The sequence below is a fragment of the Pengzhenrongella sicca genome (genome assembly GCF_017569225.1).
GTDB classification, from domain to species: Bacteria; Actinomycetota; Actinomycetes; order Actinomycetales; family Cellulomonadaceae; genus Pengzhenrongella; species Pengzhenrongella sicca.
The window spans coordinates 4,265,708-4,282,021 of the sequence record NZ_CP071868.1 but is presented as its reverse complement, the minus strand read 5'-3'; the positions used below and the strand labels follow the sequence as shown (position 1 = coordinate 4,282,021).

Sequence of the window (16,314 nt, the reverse complement as noted above, 5' to 3'; positions counted from 1 at the left end):
CCATGACCGTCCTGGGTCGCCCGGCACCCCTTGACACGACGCCCGTCCGATGGTCAGTATTCACCATGCTAAGACGATTTAGCAATCATCCGGATTCCGAACCGGATGCGCTTCGACGAGAGGGAGACACCGTTGTCTCGAGCCAGCGAGAGGAACCGGCGCACCGCGATCGCGGCGTCCCTGTGCCTCGCGAGCATCATGACCGCCGCCGCGTGCAGCACACCCGGCGAGACCACGTCTGACGACCAGGACCCGACGGCGGGCAGCACCAGCGCCTCCGGCGCCGCACCCACGTGCGGGTCGGATCCCGTCGTCCTGAGCACCTACATCGAGACGGGCTTCCCGCTGCCCAAGTCTCTCAGCGAAGAGTTCACGAAGCAGTACCCGAACGTCACCTTCGACATCCGGGAGGACCAGTTCGCGGTCATCACCCAGAACGCGCCGCGCGTTCTGGCCGACGACCCGCCGGACCTCATGCGCCTGCCCCAGGTCTCCGACCTCGCGACCGACGGGCTCCTGTTGAACCTCGACTCGTACGCGACCGCGTTCGGGTGGGACCAGTGGCCCGCGTCGCAGCTGTCCCAGATGCGCGTCGACGACGAGGGCCGCCGGGGCGACGGCCCGCTGTACGCGATGGGCCTGAACCAGTCGATGACCGGCGTGTTCTACAACCTGGACCTGGCCGCGCAGATCGGCATGACCGAGGCGCCGACGACCCTCGCCGAGCTGGACGGCTACCTGCAGAAGGCGAAGGACGCCGGCATCACGCCGATGGCGCAGTTCAACGGGGGAGCCACGGGCGGCCTGGCCTTCCCGCTGCAAGCCCTGATGGCCTCCTACGGAGATCCGGCCGAGATCAACGCGTGGACGTTCCAGCAACCCGACGCGACGATCGACACCCCCGAGACCCTGCTGGCCGCGGAGCACCTGGACGGGTGGATCAAGGCGGGCTACTTCGCCGACGACATCAACTCGCTCGACTACTCCACGATGATGAGCCGGTTCGTCGCCGGCGAGTCCCTGCTGATGTTCAACGGTGACTGGGAGTCGGGGAACCTCGACACCCAGATGCCGGCGAACGTCGGCTTCTTCCTGCTCCCGCCCGTCGAGGAGGGCGGGGAGGTCGGCGCGATGTCCGCGCCGCTGACCTACGGCATCGCCGCGACGGCGGAGCACCCCGACTGCGCCGCGTTCTTCCTCGACTGGGTCGCGACGAACGAGGAGGCACGCACGATCGGCGTCGAGATCGGCGGCTCGCGCCCCATGGGGCCGTCGGACGCGTTCATGCCTGAGGTCGACGCGAACTCCGTCACCTCGGCGACCCTCGCCGCCGGGACGACCATCGGCGAGGACGACGGCGCGATGGAGTTCATCGCCAACGCGACCGGCGAGATCTATGCGAAGAGCTGGACGCCGGAGCTGCAGAAGCTTGCCGCGGGTCAGCAGACACCCGCGGGCCTCCTGACCGACGTGCAGGCCGACTACGAAGAGCAGATCGGCGGCTGACATGACTGCGACGACCGGGACGTCGGGTCGCCGCGAGACGGTCGAGAGCTCCACGACCAGCCTGCAGGCCAGGCGCCGCGCCCTCCGGGTGCGGCGCCTGCGCCGCGGGTGGGTCGCGCTGGCTCTCATCGTGCCGGCGGCCCTGTTCTACGGCGTGTTCGTCCTGCGGCCGCTCGCCCTGACGTTCCAGTACTCGTTCTACGACTGGAACGGCGTGACCGAGGCGACGTGGGTCGGGTGGGACAACTACACCCGCCTCCTGCACGACGACGAGATGCTCGGGTCGATCTTCAACGCCCTCGAGCTCATCATCTACTTCTCGTTCGTGCCGGTGATCCTCGGGCTGTTCACCGCGGCGACGATCCGCAAGTTCGCGATGAGCCGGCTGGCCGTCGTCTCCCGCACCGTGCTCTTCCTGCCCCAAGTCATCCCGCTCGTGGCCGCGGGCATCATGTGGACCTGGCTCATGGCCTCGGACGGCGTGATCAACCAGACGCTCCGCGCGGTCGGGCTCGGCGCGCTGGCGAGGCCGTGGCTCGGCGACTTCGACGCCGCGTTGCCGGCCGTCGGGGTCATCGGCGCGTGGGTCGCGCTCGGGCTGTGCATGCTCCTGCTGCTCGCAGGCATGACGAAGATCGACCCCGCGCTCTTCGAGGCGGCGCGCATCGACGGCGCGGGGGCGATCCGCGAGTTCTTCTCCATCACCCTGCCGAGCCTGAAGCAGGAGATCGGGGTGTGCGTGTCGGTCACCGTGATCGCCGCGCTCGCGAGCTTCGACATCATCTACATCTCGACGCAGGGCGGCCCCGGCAACAGCACGCTCGTGCCGGGCCTCGAGATCTACTACCTGGCCTTCTTCAGCCGCGAGATCGGGCAGGCGTCCGCGCTCGCCGTGGCCTTCATGGTGCTGGTGCTCGCGATCATCTGGCCGATCCAACGACTGACGAGGGACGCCGACTGATGATCATCGCTCGCCGCGAGAAGTGGATCGGCAACGGCCTGCTCGTCCTGCTCATGATCGTGACGATCATCCCGTTCATCACTCTCCTCGTCACGGCGTTGCACCCGGCGGGCAGCTACCCGTCGGGGCTCGAACTGCCCGAGACGCTGCACTGGGAGAACTTCGCGACCGCCTTCCAGTCCGCGAAGATGGGGCAGCTGCTGTGGTCGAGCGCGCTGATCGTGCTCGGCGTCGTCCCGATCTCCCTGTTCATCTCCACGCTCGCCGGCTTCGCGCTCGGCCACCTGCGCCCGCCGGGAAGCCGCGCGATCTTCGTGGCCTTCCTGCTCGGGCTGACCCTGCCGTTCCAGGGCGTCATCGTGCCGCTGTACTTCCAGATGCGTGACTTCGGCCTACTCAACATCCGGTGGGCGATCATCCTGCCGCTGATCGGCCTCTACATGCCGTTTGCCGTGATGTGGATGCGGGCGCACTTCGTGAACATGCCGCAGGACCTGTCCGAGGCCGCGCGGATGGACGGAGCCAACACCTGGAAGCTGTTCACGAAGATCCACCTGCCGCTGTCGATGCCGGCCCTGTCGTCGCTCGCGATCCTGCTTTTCCTGTGGACGTGGAACCAGTTCCTCCTGGCGGTGGTGCTCGTGGACGACGCGACCAAGCGCACGATGGCCGGCGCCCTCGGCGCATTCCAGGGCCAGTACGGCACGGACATCCCGCTGCTGTGCGCGGGGTCGCTGCTCATCCTCACGCCCACCCTGATCGTGTTCCTGATCTTTCAGCGGAAGTTCGTCTCCGCGCTGCTGCAGGGAGCGGTCAAGGGATGAGCGCTCGCGTGCCTGCGTTCGACGCCGAGATCGCCGCGGCCCTCGTCGATCAGGCGGAGCTCGTGGTGACCTCGCTCCACCCGCACGAGATCGCCGCGCTGCGGGATCGCGCCGCTCCGCCCGACATCCGGCCGGTCGCGGCGCACGCGGGGTGCACGGTGAGCGAGCACCGGGCGCCGGGGCCGGCCGGCGGGGTGCGGGTCATGATCCTGCGGCCGGCGCACGTCACCGGCCCGGTCCCCGTCCTGCTCCATCTGCACGGCGGGGGCTTCGTCGTCGGCGCCGTGACCGACGACGTCGACGCCGCCCTGGACGTCGCTCCCGGCTGGGCCGTCGCGTCGGTCGAGTACCGGCTCGCGCCGGAGGATCCCTACCCGGCGGCCATCGAGGATGCCTACGCGGCGCTCGTGTGGCTCGTCGCGGAGGCGGCGGAGCTCGGTCTCGACCCGGGCCGGGTCGTCGTGACCGGGGTGAGCGCGGGCGGCGGCCTCGCGGCGTGCCTCGCCCTGCTCGCGCGCGACCGCGGGGGCCCGCGCCTGCTCGGCCAGCTGCTCGTCTGCCCGATGCTGGACGATCGCAACGACAGCCCCTCCGGGCGTCAGATGGCCGGGCTCGGGTCGTGGGACCGGGACGCCAACGCGACCGGCTGGGGCGCCTACCTGGACGGCCAGGCGGGAGGACCGGACACGCCGGGGTATGCGTCTGCGTCCCGCGCCGGCTCCCTGCGCGACCTGCCGCCGGCGTTCCTCGACGTCGGCTCGGCCGAGACGTTCCGCGACGAGTGCGTGCAGTACGCGGCCCGGCTGTGGGCCGACGGGGCCGACGCCGAGCTGCACGTCTGGCCGGGCGGCTGCCACGGTTTCGACGGGCTCGTGCCGTCGGCCCTGCTGTCCCTGGCGGCCCGATCCACCCGTGCCGACTGGCTCCAACGGTTGCTGTCCCGCACCGTCATCTGATCCGCGCACTGCCGACACCCTCGCCACCCGCTGACCCCTTACCCGCACCCCACCCCGACGGAGCCCCGCCCGTGAACAACCGCCCCCAGCTGATCGCCTACGCGGACCGCCTCGCCGGAAGCGTCGCCGGAGTGACCGCCCTGCTCGACGGGCCGCTCGCCGGAGCGTTCGGCGGGGTGCACCTACTGCCCTTCTTTCTCCCCTTCGACGGCGTGGACGCCGGGTTCGACCCCCGCGACCACTGCGCCGTCGACCCGCGGCTGGGCACGTGGGCCGACGTCCGCGCCCTCGCCCAGGGCCGGACCGTGGTGGCCGACGTGATCGTCAACCACATCTCGGTGCAGTCCGAGCAGTTCCGCGACGTTCGCGCCCATGGCGAGGCGTCACCGTGGTCGCCGATGTTCCTCACGCTCTCGTCGATCTTCCCGGCCGGGGCGACCGAGGCCGACCTGGCCCGCATCTACCGCCCCCGGCCGGGTTTGCCGTTCACCGCGATGACGCTCGGCGACGAGGTGCGCCTCGTCTGGACGACGTTCACCGCGGACCAGGTCGACCTCGACCTGCGCACGGCCGAGTCCTGGGAGTACCTGGACTCGGTGGTGGACGCGCTCGTCGCCGGCGGGGTCACCCAGCTGCGGCTGGACGCCGTCGGGTACACCGGGAAGGAGCCGGGCACGAACTGCTTCATGACGCCCGCCACCGACGAGTACACCCGGCGGATCGTGCAGCGGGCGCACGCGCGCGGCGCGACGGTGCTGGTCGAGGTCCACGGCCACCACACCCAGCAGATCGACATCGCCCGCACGGTCGACTACGTGTACGACTTCGCGCTGCCGCCGCTCGTGCTGCACGCCCTGACCGCGCAGGACCTCGGGCCCCTGGATCACTGGCTGCAGATCCGGCCGGCGAACGCGATGACCGTTCTCGACACGCACGACGGCATCGGGATCGTCGACGTCGGCCCCTCGGCCCTGCGTCCGGGAGAGCCGGGCCTGCTCACGCCCGGCCAGATCGACGCCCTCGTCGAGGCGATTCATGCCAACAGCGGCGGCGCCTCTCGCCTGGCGACCGGGGTGGCGGCATCGAACCTGGATCTCTACCAGGTCAACTGCACCTTCTACGACGCGCTCGCCCGCGACGACCGTCGCTACGTCCTCGCCCGCGTGATCCAGCTCTTCGTCCCGGGCGTTCCGCAGGTGTACTACGTGGGGCTGCTCGCGGGAGCCAACGACATGGAGCTGCTCGCGCGCACGGGCGTCGGTCGGGACGTCAACCGCCACGTCTACACGCCGGCCGAGGTCACCAGCGATCTCGACCGGCCCGCGGTGCGCGACCAGCTCGAGGCGCTTCGGCTGCGCGCCGCGCACCCCGCCTTCGACGGCTCGTTCTCGTGGGTCGTGCAGGCCACCCGGGCCTGGCTCACGTGGACCGCGGGCGCCCACCGCGCCGAACTCTCCTTCGACGTCGCCGACGCGTCGTACTCGGTGACCAGCACCGACGACGACGGCGGCCAGGTCGTCGTGCTGGCCAGTCAGCCCGGTCGGTGAGTCTGCCGACGGGGATCGCCAGGGCTACGGGGCCGGTCGGCCCGGTCGGGCCGGATTCCGCGCCCACAGGCACCGGGTGGGCTGCGGCGGGATTACGTCCTTGCCCAGCGCACTGATCAGGTCGGTCGTCGTTCACCTCCCCGTCCCGGGGTGACCGGCAGCGGCGTCGGTCAGACCGGGCGCTTGGCCGGCCAGACCAGGGCCGTCACCGGGTCCAGCCCCGTGTCCGAGAGATGCTGCACGTAATCCCCACCCGTCGGCAGGATTCCCTGCTGCTGCACCGCCGTCAGCACCATCCGACCGAGCTCGAGGGCGCCCCGGGCTTGGAAGTGGGTGTTGTCGGTGACCCCCGACGGGTAGTTCGGGTACTGGCCGGCCGAGAGCTGGAGGAAACAGTCCACCGTCCCGGTGGCCCCGAGCGCGTCGAACCGGGCCAGGCTCAGCGCCTGGAGGTCGATCAGCGGGACGCCCTGAGCCGTCGCCAGCGCCCGCATGGCCGCCGGGTAGTCGCCGTGCGTGGCCACGGCGTGCCCGCCACTGAACTGCCGCCGCTCCACCGGCGTGACCAGCACCGGGGTTGCGCCCTTGGCCCGCGCCCCGTCGACGAACTTCTGCAGGTTCTGGCTGAACGTCGACCAAGCGAGCGTCCCGCGGTTCGGGTCGTCGGTCTTCTCGTCGTTGTGCCCGAACGAGACGAGCAGGACGTCGCCCGGCTTGATCTCGGCCAGGATCCGGTCGAGCAGGCCGGCGTCGATGTAGCTCTTGGTGCTGGCGCCGGACTGCGCGTAGTTCACGAGCCGGGCGTTCGCCGTGAGGAACGGGGCCAGGCCCTGCCCCCAGCCCGCCCGCGGGGCGTCGCTCGTGTCGTACGTGGCCGCCGTGGAGTCGCCCGCGACGAAGACCGTGAGCGGCCGGGTTGTTGACGGCGGCGTGGTGACCGTGGCGGCCGCGGTGGCCGGCGCGGACTCGTTGCCGGCCGTGTCGACCGCGACGACCCGGTACTGGACCTCGGACCCGATCGTCATGGTGGTGTCGGTGAACGCCGAGGACGTGAGCACGGCGGACGTGAGCCGCGCCCAGGGTCCGGCCGCCGAGACCGCGCGGTATACCGCGTAGCCCGCCAGGTCGGCGTCCGCACTGTCGGTCCAGTCCAGGGCCGCCTCGCCGGCGCCCGCCGCGATCGTGAGCGCCGCGGGAGCCGTCGGCGCCGCCGTGTCGGTCGGGACCGCCGGGGCGGACTCGCCCGTCGGGTTCCAGCCGTCGGCCCCGGCCAGGTACGTCCACTTGGTGTACCGGTAGGCGTCGGCGTCGGACAGCTGGGGGCGCGTGGCCGGCGTGGGGATCGCCGCCCCCGCGCCGGTGTTCCGGTACTCGGAGATCCGCGCCTGGTTCCAGGTCAGCGTGGTGCTCCAGTCCTTCCATGGCTGCGCGACGGTGACGCCGGCGCCCAGCTCCGTGGACCGCACGACCACCTGGGAGGTGGTTACGTTGTACGGCCGGGACAGAAAGACGGTGCTCGCGGCGCCGTCGGTCAGGACGGTCGAGTCCGTCAGCAGGAACCCGAACGCGCTGCCCGCGGCAATGGTCGATCCGAAGACGGCGGCGCCGCCCCGGTTGAGCACGTGGAACGTGCTGCGGTCGAACACGGCCACCGCCCGGCCGAACACCATGTCCGAGCCGCCCTCGACGTAGACGTCGCGGAAGTAGCTGCGGCTGTAGGTCGTGGTGTTCGCCGTGCTGAGGTTCAGCGTGCGGTAGTCGCCCAGGAAGCGGACGTTCGTGAAGACGTGCTTGTCCCCGCTCTTGACGTCCAGCGCGATCTGGTAGGTGCCGGAGCCCGCCGCGTTGGTGTTGGCGACCGTGAGGTTGCGCAGCGACCAGCGGTCGCCGCTGATGGTCACGGTGCCGCCCGCCGCGGTACCGGACGCGGTGAGGACCACGTCGGCCGGGTTGCTCGTGGCGCCCACGATGTTGACGCCGTACCGGTTGCCCCTCGTGACCCCGTCCGCGCCCAGAGACGCGCTGACGGTGCCGACGTAGGTGCCGGGCTTGACCAGGATGGTCTTCCCGGGGGCCGGGAAAGAGGTGTTGTTCTGCAGGGAGTCGATCGCGGCCTGCACGGTCGTGAAGTCCCCGCTGCCGTCCGCGGCGACCACGACGTCGACGGCCACCGGCGTGGCGCCGGTCGCGGCCGAGCTGTCGGACACGTTGCCCGTGGCATCCACTGCGGTGACCACCCAGCGGTAGGCGGTGCCGACCGCCGTCGTGGTGTCGGTCCACGAGGTGCCCGTCACGCGGGTCGTGGTGACCTTGGTGAAGTCGCCGCCCGCGGTGGAGCGCCAGACGTCGTACCCGACGACGTCGACGTCCGGGACCGCGGCCCAGGTGACCGTCACCGAGCCCTTGCCCAGCACGGCACGCGCCGCGTTGGGCGCGGCCGGGGCCTCGTTGTCGCCGGCGACAGGCGTCACCGTCACGGCCGCGGAGCGCGCGGACTCGTTGCCGAACACGTCGACCGCGGTGACCTCGAAGCCGGCGGGCACCCCGTTGGTGAGACCGAGCCGGCTGTACTCCGGCGCCGTGAGCAGCGCGGCGGTCAGCGGCGTGGCCTCGCCGGCGGAGTACACGCGGTACCCGGCCAGGTCGGTCTCGGGGCTCGCGGCCCAGGTCAGGACGGCTCGGCTGTCGGCGCCCGTCCCGGTGACGCCGGTGGGCGCCGCCGGGGCCACCTGGTCCGCCGGGGTGGCGGTCACGGTGGCAGGCGCCGAGACGTTGCCCGCCGCGTCGACCGCGACGACGGCGTACGAGTAGGCCGTCCCAGCGGTCAGGCCGGTGTCGATGAAGGTCGGGCGCACCGTGGCGCCGACCTTCGTCGTCGGTCCGACGGCGACGGGCGCCGTGGCCGAGCGGTACACGCGGTAGCCGGCCAGGTCCGGCTCCGTGCCCTCGTCCCAGCCGAGGGTGAGGCTGGCATCGAGGCCGGCGGCCACGAGCCCGGTGGGCACCGCCGGGGCGGTGACATCGGCCGGGGTGGGCCGGGCCGCGACGGCCGGGTACCAGCTGCCCTCGCCCAGCCAGTCCGTCACGGTCGTGGTGACCGACTCGGCGGGCGTGAGCTGCGGCCGGGCGTCGTTCACGGTCGCCCCGGCGCCGGTGTTCGCGAACTCGGCCATTCGGCCGAGGGTCCAGGGTTCGCCCGCCGGGCCGGTGCCCCACGGGGTCGCGGTGCGTAGGCCGGCGCCGAGCTCGGTCTCCCGGACCACGACCTGGCCGACGGACCGCGGGGTGAAGGTCGGCCCAGGCGCGGTACGGGCGGCCCAGGTAGGCACCGGTGACGCCGGCCGCCGTGGTGACGGTGCTGTCCACCACGAGGAAGCCCTTGAACGTGCCGGCGGTGCTCGGGGTGAAGGCGGCGCCGTTGGCCGCGCCGACCGTGACGGTGCTGGCGTTCACGACGAGTGTCGCCCGGCCCAGCACCAGGTCGGCGTTGCCGGACAGCTGCACGTGGTCGAGCACCTGGCGGGCGCTGATGGTGTAGCTGGGGGTGTCGGCGAAGACCGTGCGGTTGCGGGCCCGCAGGACCGCGTTGCGGACCACGACCTTGTCCCCGGTCATGGACAGGGCGGGCGCGGCACCCGAGGCGGTCGTGTTCTCCAGGGTGAGGCCGGAGGCGGTGAAGCCGGTGGCCGCCACCGCGAGGGTAGCGGTCGCCGTGCCGTTGGTGAGGACGACGTCGGCCGGGTCCCCGGTGGCGCCGAGGACGGCGATGTTCTTGCCCGCCGGTACCACGGTCGCACCGGCGTAGGTGCCGGCGTCGACGGCGATGACCGTGGTCGTCGCCGCGCCGGTGGTGACGGAGTCCACGGCCGCCTGCAGGGTCGTGAAATCCCCGGACCCGTCGGCGGCGACCGTGAGGTCGATGTGGACGGCCGGCGTCAGCGTAACGGCCGCGGAGGCGGCGGACTCGTGCCCCGGGGCGTCGACCGCCGTCACGACGAACGTGTACGCGGTGGCGTTGGTGAGCCCCGCCTGCGCGAAGCCCTGCTTCGTCAGCGGCGACGCCGTCACGCGGTGCGCGGTGTCGAGTGGCACGGTGGTCCCGGCCGGCCCTGCGGCCCGGTAGACCTGGTAGCCGACGACGTCCGCCTCGACGGCCTCCGCCCACGTCAGCGAGGCGGTGCCGTCGCCGGCGCCGCCCGTCACGCGGACCGGAGCAGCCGGTGCGGCGTCCGGGTCGGCCGCGCGGACCGGGTTCCAGCCGTCGGTGCCGGCCAGCCAGGCCTGCGCCGTCGTCTGGGCGCCCTGCGCGTCGGTCAGCTGCGGGCGGTTGGCGTTGACCGTGGCGCCCGGGCCGGTGTTGGCGTACTCGAAGAACCGCCCGGCGGTCCAGGACAGCCCGCCTGTGAAGTCGATCCACGGCTGGTCGACGGTGAAGCCGTCGCCGATCCAGGAGTGCGCGATGACGGTCTTGCCGCGTGAGTCGTCCACCTGCGTGGCGTCGGACCAGCCGCGCCATGGCCGGCCCAGCGCGAAGCGGCCCGGGTCGTTGGCGCTGACCAGGCGGCTGTCGACGACGAGGTACCCGTTCGGGTTCTGGGCGGCGGTGCTCGGCGCGAAGACCGTCCCGCCGCTGCGGGCCGCCGCGGCGATCGTCGAGCGGTCGAACACCGCGGTGGCGCGACCGAAGATGAAGTCGACCGTCCCCTCGATGTAGCTGTGCACGAAGTACTGGCGCACGTACGGCGGGCCGACCGCGCCGGCGCCGTCGGCCAGCAGGGTGTCCTGCTGGCCCAGCACCCGCACGTTCTCGTAGACCTGGCGGTCACCGGTGGCCCGCAGCGCGACCGCCTGCGGCGAGAGGGCCGGGTTGGTGACCGGGTCGAACGTGTTGCTGATCGTGAGGTCGCGGACGCTCACGTTGGACGCGCTGACCCACACGCTCGCGCTGCCGCCGGTGCCGCAGGTGGCGGTGGAGACCGCCGGGCAGGTGGCTGCGCTCTTCGTCGTGCCGTTGGCGTTGTCGAAGGTGAGGACCACGTCTGCGGCGTCGCCGGTTGCCCCGACGATTGTCGTCCACGGCTTGGCCACCTGGACGACCTCGCGGTACGTGCCCGCCTTGACCACGACGACCGCGGGGTCGAGCGCGGTGCCGGTGGGGGCCTTCGCCAGACCGGCGGCGAGAGTCGTGGCGTCGCCGGACCCGTCCGCGGCCACGACGACATCCGCGACCAGGGGTGCCGGTGCGGGCGTCACGGTGACGGGGCCGGTCGGCGCCGAGGCGTGCCCGGCGGCGTCCACCGCGACGACGGCGTAGGCGTAGGTGGTCCCGTTGGTCACGGCGGTGTCCACGACGAGCGCCTTGGCTGGGCTCGCGACCAGGTGCGCCTCGTCGACGGGGACCGAGGTGCCCTCGGCACGGTAGACGCGGTACCCGGTGACGTCGGGCTCGACGGACTCGGCCCAGGCCAGCGTCGCCTTCGCGTCGTCGCCGGCCGCGGTCACCCCGGTCGGCGTCGCCGGGGCGACGTCGGCGGGGGCCGGAGTCGTCGGGTCCCAGCCGTCCGTGCCGGCCAGGTACGTCTGCGCGGTGTGGGTGGCTGCCTCCGCGTCGGACAGCTGCGGGCGCTCCCCGCCCAAGGCGGAGCCCGGGCCGGAGTTGCCGTACTCCGCGAACCGCGCGGTGTGCCAGTCGGTCACCACGCCGCTGTTGGTCATGTTCGTCCAGGTGGAGGTGGTGCTCACCACCGGGCCGAGCCAGGAGTTGCGGACCAGGACCTGACCGAGGGCGTTCGTGTCCGCCACCGACGTGTCGTCGTCCTGCTTGATGCCTGGCTGCCAGGGGCGGCCGAGGTTCTGCGAGCCGTCCGGCGCGGACCCGACGACCCGGCTGTTCGTGATCAGGAAGCCGTACGCCTGGGTCTTCTGGGTGCTCGCGGCGGTGAGCGCGCCGTTGGGGGTCGTGCCGTGGTCGAGCGCGTTGAGCGTGCAACGGTCGAAGACGGCGGTGGCGCGCCCGAACAGGAAGTCGACGTCGCCCTCGATGTAGCAGTCCACGAAGTACTGGCGCGACGGCGTGCTCACGTTGGGTGAGTTGGCGTAGAGGGTGTCCTGGTTGCCGAGCAGCCGGACACCGCTGAACACGAGGCGGTCACCGGTCGAGCGCAGCGCCACGGCTTGGCCGTTGGCGTAGGTGCCCTCGCGGTACGCGTTCTCGACGGTGACGTCCCGGACCTCGACGCGGTCGCCGGAGACGAGGACGGTCGCGCTGCCCGACGTGCCGTACGTCGCCGGGGTGCCGTCGGCGTTCGTCGCGCCCGTGGGCGTGCCCGCGGCGTGGTCGCCGGTGAACACGACGTCCCGGGCGTCGCCCGTCGCGCCGACGACGACGACGTCGGACCGGCTGATCACCGGGTACTCGCGGTAGGTGCCGGGCTGGACCAGGATCACGACGCGGCCGATGCGGCCGGCCGGGATCGAGGCGAGCGCCGCCGTCAGGGTCGTGGCGTCGCCGCTGCCGTCCGCGGCCACGACGACGTCGGCCTGCGTGACGTCGGGGGCGCCGGTGACGACCGTGGAAGCGGCCGACTCGTGGCCGGCGAAGTCCACGGCGGTCACCACGTAGGCGTACGTGACGCCGTCGGCGACGCCCGTGTCCGTGAAGGACGGGTTCAGCACCGGCTCCGCCCCGCTGACCAGGGTGGTCGCCGAGGGCGTGACCTCGGTGCCGACAGCTCGGTAGACGCGGTACCCGGCCAGGTCCGTCTCGCCGGACTCGGCCCAGGTCAGCGTGACCTGCTCGAACCCGCCCGTCGTCGTCAGGCCGGTGGGGGCGGTAGGGACCGTGTCGACGGTCGTGACCACGGGGGCCCAGCCGTCCGAGCCGGCGAGGTACTTGGCGACCGTGGCGTTGGCCGCGGCGGAGTCGGTGAGCTGCGGGCGGTCCGCCGTGGGTGCGCCGACGAGGGCTCCGGCTCCGGTGTTGTGGTACTCGGAGAACCGGGCGTCCTTCCAGGAGAACAGCGTGCCCGCGGTCGTCATGTCCGTCCACGGGGCGGCTTTGACCGCCGCGCTCAGGATCGTGTCCCGCACGACCACCGACGCGACGGCGGACGCGTCGCCGTCAGGGTGCCAGGGGCGGCCCAGGCTGACGGTGCCGGCCGGGGCGTCGGAGACGATCCGGCTGCCGGTGATGAGGAAGCCGTACTTGCTGCCGGTGTTTGTGCTCGCCGCGGTGACGTACCCGTTGTTCGTCTTCGAGCCGCGGGTCAGGGAGCGGAAGGTGGTGCGCTCGAACACCGCGGTGGCGCCGCCAAACACGTAGTCCACGTCACCCTCGATGTACGAGTCGACGTAGTACTGGCGCACGCGGGCGGTGGCCCGGGGGGTGTCGGCCAGGAGGGTGTCTTGGTTGCCGAGCAGGCGGACGTGCTGGCCGAGGAAGCGGTCCCCGAGGACGGCTAGCGCGACGGCCTGCCTCGAGGTGATCTCGGGGTGCCCGGCCTCGTCGAACGCGTTCTCGATCGTGAGGTCGCGGAACGTCACGTCCGTCGCGGTGTCCGTCACGGTGACGCTGGCGCTGCCCGCGGTGCCGTAGGTCTCGGGCAGCCCGGTGTCCGGGTCCGTGCCGGCGCCGGGCACCGTGGTGCCCGAGGCCACGGCCGAGCTGATGACGACGTCTGCGGGGTTGCCCGTCGTCCCGGCCAGGGTGACGTGCGGCTGCGTGACGGTCAGCTGCTCGCGGTACGTGCCGGGCGCGATGCTCACGAGCGTCGGCTCGAGGTTCGTTGCCGGGATCGTGGCGAGCGCGGCGGCGATCGTGGCGAACGCGCCACCGGCGCCGTCGGCGGAGACGAAGAGCATCTTGTAGGCGATGGGCAGCGGCTGGGCGGGGGTCTGCGAGGTCCCGCTCACGGCGCCAGTCAGGGACGAGACGTTCCCGACGAGGTCGACCGCGGTGATCTTGTAGTACCGGGCGGAGCCCTGCGGGGCGCTCACGTCGGCGAAGGTCGGGACGGTACCCGCCGCGGCGGCGGTCACCGTGGCGAGGCGGCTGTAGGCGCCGCTGCTCGTCGTCGCCCGCCACACCACGTAGCCGGCCAGGTCCGCCTCCTTGTTGGCGCTCCATGTGAGGCGGATGCCCTGGACGGCGGCGCCGGTGGCGGCCTTCAGGCCCGTCGGCGTGGCCGGCTTGACCATGGGGTTGGTGCCGGTGACGGACAGGTACGTCGAGCTGTTGCCCGCCCGGTCGATCGCGTACACCCGGTAGTAGGTGACGGTGCCCTCCGTGGCCGCGGCGTCCGTGAAGGTCTTCACGGTCGCGCCGAGGTCGAGGAACGGCTGGTAGGTGCGGGTGCCGTCGGCGGCCTCGATGCGCTTGAGCACGCGGAAGCCGGCGAGGTCGGCGGCCGACGGGGCGGTCCAGGTGACCTGGAGGCCGCCGGTCGCGACCTTGACGACCGGCGACGTGGGGGCGTTCGGCGGCGTGGTGTCGGCGGGCAGCGCGAGGGACACGACGGCGCTCGGCTGCGAGGTGGCACCGCCGCCGTCGACGGCGCGCACGCGATACCAGGAGGTGGCGCCGGCGGGGGCGGTGCCGTCGGTCCACGAGGTGGTCGTGACGGTGGCGGGGGTGACGACGGCGTACGGGCCAGCCTGCGCGGCGGCGCGCTCGACTGCGTAACCCTTGGTGACGCCGGACGGGTTGGCGGTCCAGGAGACGACGGCGCCGGCGTTGCCGGCTGCGGCGACGACCTTCACCCCAGCCGGGGTAGGGACGGTCCCGTCGGCCGGACGGGTGGCGGAGGTCGAGGCGTAGGAGGAGCTGTTGCCGGCGTGGTCCAAGGCGGTGACCCGGTAGTAGGTCTTGGCGCCGGCGGAGGCGGCGGTGTCCGTCCATGAGGGCGTGCTGCTCACGGTGACGGCGGTCCCGGCACTCCAAGGCCCGGACGACGACGGTCCGGAGACGACCCTCCAGCCCGCGAGGTCGGGCTCGGTCTGGGCCTTCCACGTGAGGACGACGCCCGCGCTGGACGCCTTGCCCGCGAGGCTGCTCGGCGTCGCCGGCGCGGCCTTGTCGGTCGTGGTGACCGTCAGGACGCCAGAGGGCTTCGACAGCAGGGTGCCGACGGCTGCGTCGATCGCGTAGTACACCTTGGTCCCCGCGGCGGCGGCCGCCGTGGACGTGTCGGTGTAGCTCAAGGCGGTGCTAGGTAGCTGCGCGATGCGGTTCGCGGCGCTCGGCTTCTCCGCAGACGTCGCCAGCCGGTAGACGTCGTACCCGGTCAGACCGCTCGAGGAGACCTTGGACCACGCGAGCGCGGTGCCCACGCGGCCGTAGAACGTGGCCTTCGTCCCGCTCGGGGTCGACGGCGCGGACGCAGCGGAGGCGGGCAGCGCCCCCAGGGCGAACGTCGTCAGTGCGACGACCGACACCAGGAGGAGGGCGACGAGCCGCCTCCCGACCGCAGCGAGCCGCGGGCGGGAGGCAGGACCGGGGGAGCTCGGGGCGCGCATCGGGTCTCCAGACGAGGGGAAAGGAGGGGCGGAACCCACCTGCGCCGGTCTGTCGGGGCGCGCCCCGACCTCGTGCTAGCACGCGAGTCAGGACAAACGTAGGGCCGCTCGTACGCCCGAAATGAGTCTTTCATCCGAAAGAGGTAAGCGCTTTCACCCGGGGCTGCGCGCGGCGCCACCCGCTGGATGTCTCGGTGACGCACGCCAGCGAGAAGACGGCGACCCCGCACCGGGGCGGATCGCCTGGCTATCGCCCGCGGACGCGCCGCATCTCGCGAGCCAGCGCCGGGTTCGCGTAGTGCTCGCCGTGAGTCAGCTCGTCGACGATGCGATCGACGACCTCGGGCGGCTTGTTCTGGCTGAGCTTGAGGCGGGCGTCGAAACGGGTGACCCGCAGGCGCAGGCCGACCGTGCCCCGGGCGGCGCCGCGGGAGGCCTCCTCATCGGTCCGCAAGCTCACGGGATGCGGCATGCGGGACTCGAAGGTGTCGACCAGCTCCCCGAGGACCCGGAAGTTCTCGCTGTCCGAGAGGATCTCGGGAGTTCCCCACAGGTCGGCCGTGACGTGGTTCCAGGTGGGGATCAGCTGCCCCGCCGGGTACCAGTGGGGCGAGATGTATCCGTGCGGGCCTTGGATGATGACGAGCACCTCGTGCTGGCCCAGCTCGTGCGCCTGCTCGTCGGGGCGCCCGAAATGGCTCACGATGCTGATCTCGTCGCCCGGGCCCTCCTCGAGGATCGCCGGATAGTGCGAGGCGACCAACCCTTTCGCGGTGTTCGAGACGAAGGTCGCCCAGGGGTTCTCGCGTATCAGGCGCTTGACCTCGAGGACGTCGTCGACGACGAAGCGGGGGGTGTGTCGCATGCCCGCAAGCATGCCAAACGCAGCGCCGCCGACGTCGCCGACGGGGAACGCCCGCGACGGCCACGTCACCCCGTGCCCGGGCAGCCCAGTCATAGATGATAACGATTCTCGTTCTCTGGTAAGTTGCGGACCTCAGCCGACC

The 16,314-nt window shown here is 72.2% G+C and carries 12 protein-coding genes and 3 pseudogenes; 10 read left to right on the top strand and 5 right to left on the bottom strand.

Going from position 1 to position 16,314, the window contains the following annotated elements; genetic code table 11:
• Window positions 1–132 precede the first annotated feature (132 nt).
• The 5 genes from J4E96_RS19595 (at window position 133) to gtfA (ending at window position 5,794) form a co-directional block, all read left to right on the top strand.
• The gene (locus J4E96_RS19595) at window positions 133–1,506 is read left to right on the top strand and encodes an ABC transporter substrate-binding protein (RefSeq protein WP_227423694.1); all 1,374 of its coding nucleotides are present in this window, start codon (window positions 133–135) and stop codon (window positions 1,504–1,506) included.
• Window position 1,507: 1 nt separating this feature from the next.
• Complete coding sequence (locus J4E96_RS19590) at window positions 1,508–2,467, top strand: carbohydrate ABC transporter permease (protein ID WP_227423693.1); 960 nt, start codon at window positions 1,508–1,510, stop codon at window positions 2,465–2,467.
• The gene (locus J4E96_RS19585; protein ID WP_227423692.1) at window positions 2,467–3,291 is read left to right on the top strand and encodes a carbohydrate ABC transporter permease; all 825 of its coding nucleotides are present in this window, start codon (window positions 2,467–2,469) and stop codon (window positions 3,289–3,291) included. The genes J4E96_RS19590 and J4E96_RS19585 overlap by 1 nt, the downstream gene beginning before the upstream one ends.
• A gap of 8 nt (window positions 3,292–3,299) precedes the next feature.
• Complete coding sequence (locus tag J4E96_RS19580) at window positions 3,300–4,247, top strand: alpha/beta hydrolase (protein WP_319637715.1); 948 nt, start codon at window positions 3,300–3,302, stop codon at window positions 4,245–4,247.
• Between the two features lie 71 nt (window positions 4,248–4,318).
• Window positions 4,319–5,794 (top strand): sucrose phosphorylase, encoded by a 1,476-nt coding sequence (gtfA, locus tag J4E96_RS19575; RefSeq protein WP_227423690.1) that lies wholly within the window; start codon window positions 4,319–4,321, stop codon window positions 5,792–5,794.
• A 170-nt stretch (window positions 5,795–5,964) separates the two neighbouring features.
• On the opposite strand, the gene J4E96_RS19570 is transcribed toward gtfA, so the two are convergent.
• A complete protein-coding gene (locus J4E96_RS19570) occupies window positions 5,965–9,123 on the bottom strand; it encodes a pectinesterase family protein (protein WP_227423689.1) in 3,159 nt (1,052 codons plus the stop codon).
• 28 nt (window positions 9,124–9,151) lie between these two features.
• Window positions 9,152–9,658: pseudogene (locus J4E96_RS20490) on the bottom strand (pectinesterase family protein); the annotation flags it as partial.
• Between J4E96_RS20490 and J4E96_RS19560 the strand changes: the two are divergent.
• On the top strand, window positions 9,600–9,917 hold the full coding sequence (locus J4E96_RS19560) for a hypothetical protein (protein WP_227423688.1): 318 nt from the start codon (window positions 9,600–9,602) through the stop codon (window positions 9,915–9,917). The pseudogene J4E96_RS20490 and the gene J4E96_RS19560 overlap by 59 nt on opposite strands.
• Before the next feature lie 269 nt (window positions 9,918–10,186).
• Here the strand turns inward: J4E96_RS19560 and J4E96_RS20485 are convergent.
• Window positions 10,187–12,289 (bottom strand): annotated as a pseudogene (locus J4E96_RS20485) (pectinesterase family protein); the annotation flags it as partial.
• Here J4E96_RS20485 and J4E96_RS19550 point away from each other — a divergent pair.
• Window positions 12,219–12,416 (top strand): hypothetical protein, encoded by a 198-nt coding sequence (locus J4E96_RS19550; protein ID WP_227423687.1) that lies wholly within the window; start codon window positions 12,219–12,221, stop codon window positions 12,414–12,416. The pseudogene J4E96_RS20485 and the gene J4E96_RS19550 sit on opposite strands and share 71 nt — an antisense overlap.
• 317 nt (window positions 12,417–12,733) lie before the next feature.
• On the opposite strand, the pseudogene J4E96_RS20480 reads toward J4E96_RS19550, so the two are convergent.
• A pseudogene (locus J4E96_RS20480) lies at window positions 12,734–13,654 on the bottom strand (pectinesterase family protein); the annotation flags it as partial.
• Window positions 13,655–13,928: 274 nt separating this feature from the next.
• Here J4E96_RS20480 and J4E96_RS20240 point away from each other — a divergent pair.
• The 3 genes from J4E96_RS20240 to J4E96_RS19535 all read left to right on the top strand — a co-directional run bounded on the left by J4E96_RS20240 (window position 13,929) and on the right by J4E96_RS19535 (window position 14,939).
• Window positions 13,929–14,060: a hypothetical protein gene (locus J4E96_RS20240; protein ID WP_264466163.1), complete on the top strand. Its 132-nt coding sequence runs from the start codon at window positions 13,929–13,931 to the stop codon at window positions 14,058–14,060.
• A gap of 156 nt (window positions 14,061–14,216) precedes the next feature.
• On the top strand, window positions 14,217–14,474 hold the full coding sequence (locus J4E96_RS19540) for a hypothetical protein (RefSeq protein WP_227423686.1): 258 nt from the start codon (window positions 14,217–14,219) through the stop codon (window positions 14,472–14,474).
• Between the two features lie 204 nt (window positions 14,475–14,678).
• Window positions 14,679–14,939, top strand: a complete 261-nt coding sequence (locus tag J4E96_RS19535) for a hypothetical protein (protein ID WP_227423685.1) — start codon at window positions 14,679–14,681, stop codon at window positions 14,937–14,939.
• A 615-nt stretch (window positions 14,940–15,554) separates the two neighbouring features.
• On the opposite strand, the gene J4E96_RS19530 is transcribed toward J4E96_RS19535, so the two are convergent.
• Entirely contained in the window at window positions 15,555–16,172 is a 618-nt protein-coding gene (locus J4E96_RS19530; protein WP_227425843.1) for an FMN-binding negative transcriptional regulator, read from the bottom strand.
• Between the last annotated feature and the right edge of the window lie 142 nt (window positions 16,173–16,314).

What these genes read in the sequence shown, in the direction of transcription:
- J4E96_RS19585 (WP_227423692.1), top strand. Translation starts at nt 2,467, where the DNA reads ATGATCATCGCTCGCCGCGAGAAGTGGATCGGCAACGGCCTGCTCGTC.
- J4E96_RS19530 (WP_227425843.1), bottom strand. Translation starts at nt 16,172, where the DNA reads ATGCGACACACCCCCCGCTTCGTCGTCGACGACGTCCTCGAGGTCAAG.
- J4E96_RS19590 (WP_227423693.1), top strand. Translation starts at nt 1,508, where the DNA reads ATGACTGCGACGACCGGGACGTCGGGTCGCCGCGAGACGGTCGAGAGC.
- J4E96_RS20240 (WP_264466163.1), top strand. Translation starts at nt 13,929, where the DNA reads ATGCCCTGGACGGCGGCGCCGGTGGCGGCCTTCAGGCCCGTCGGCGTG.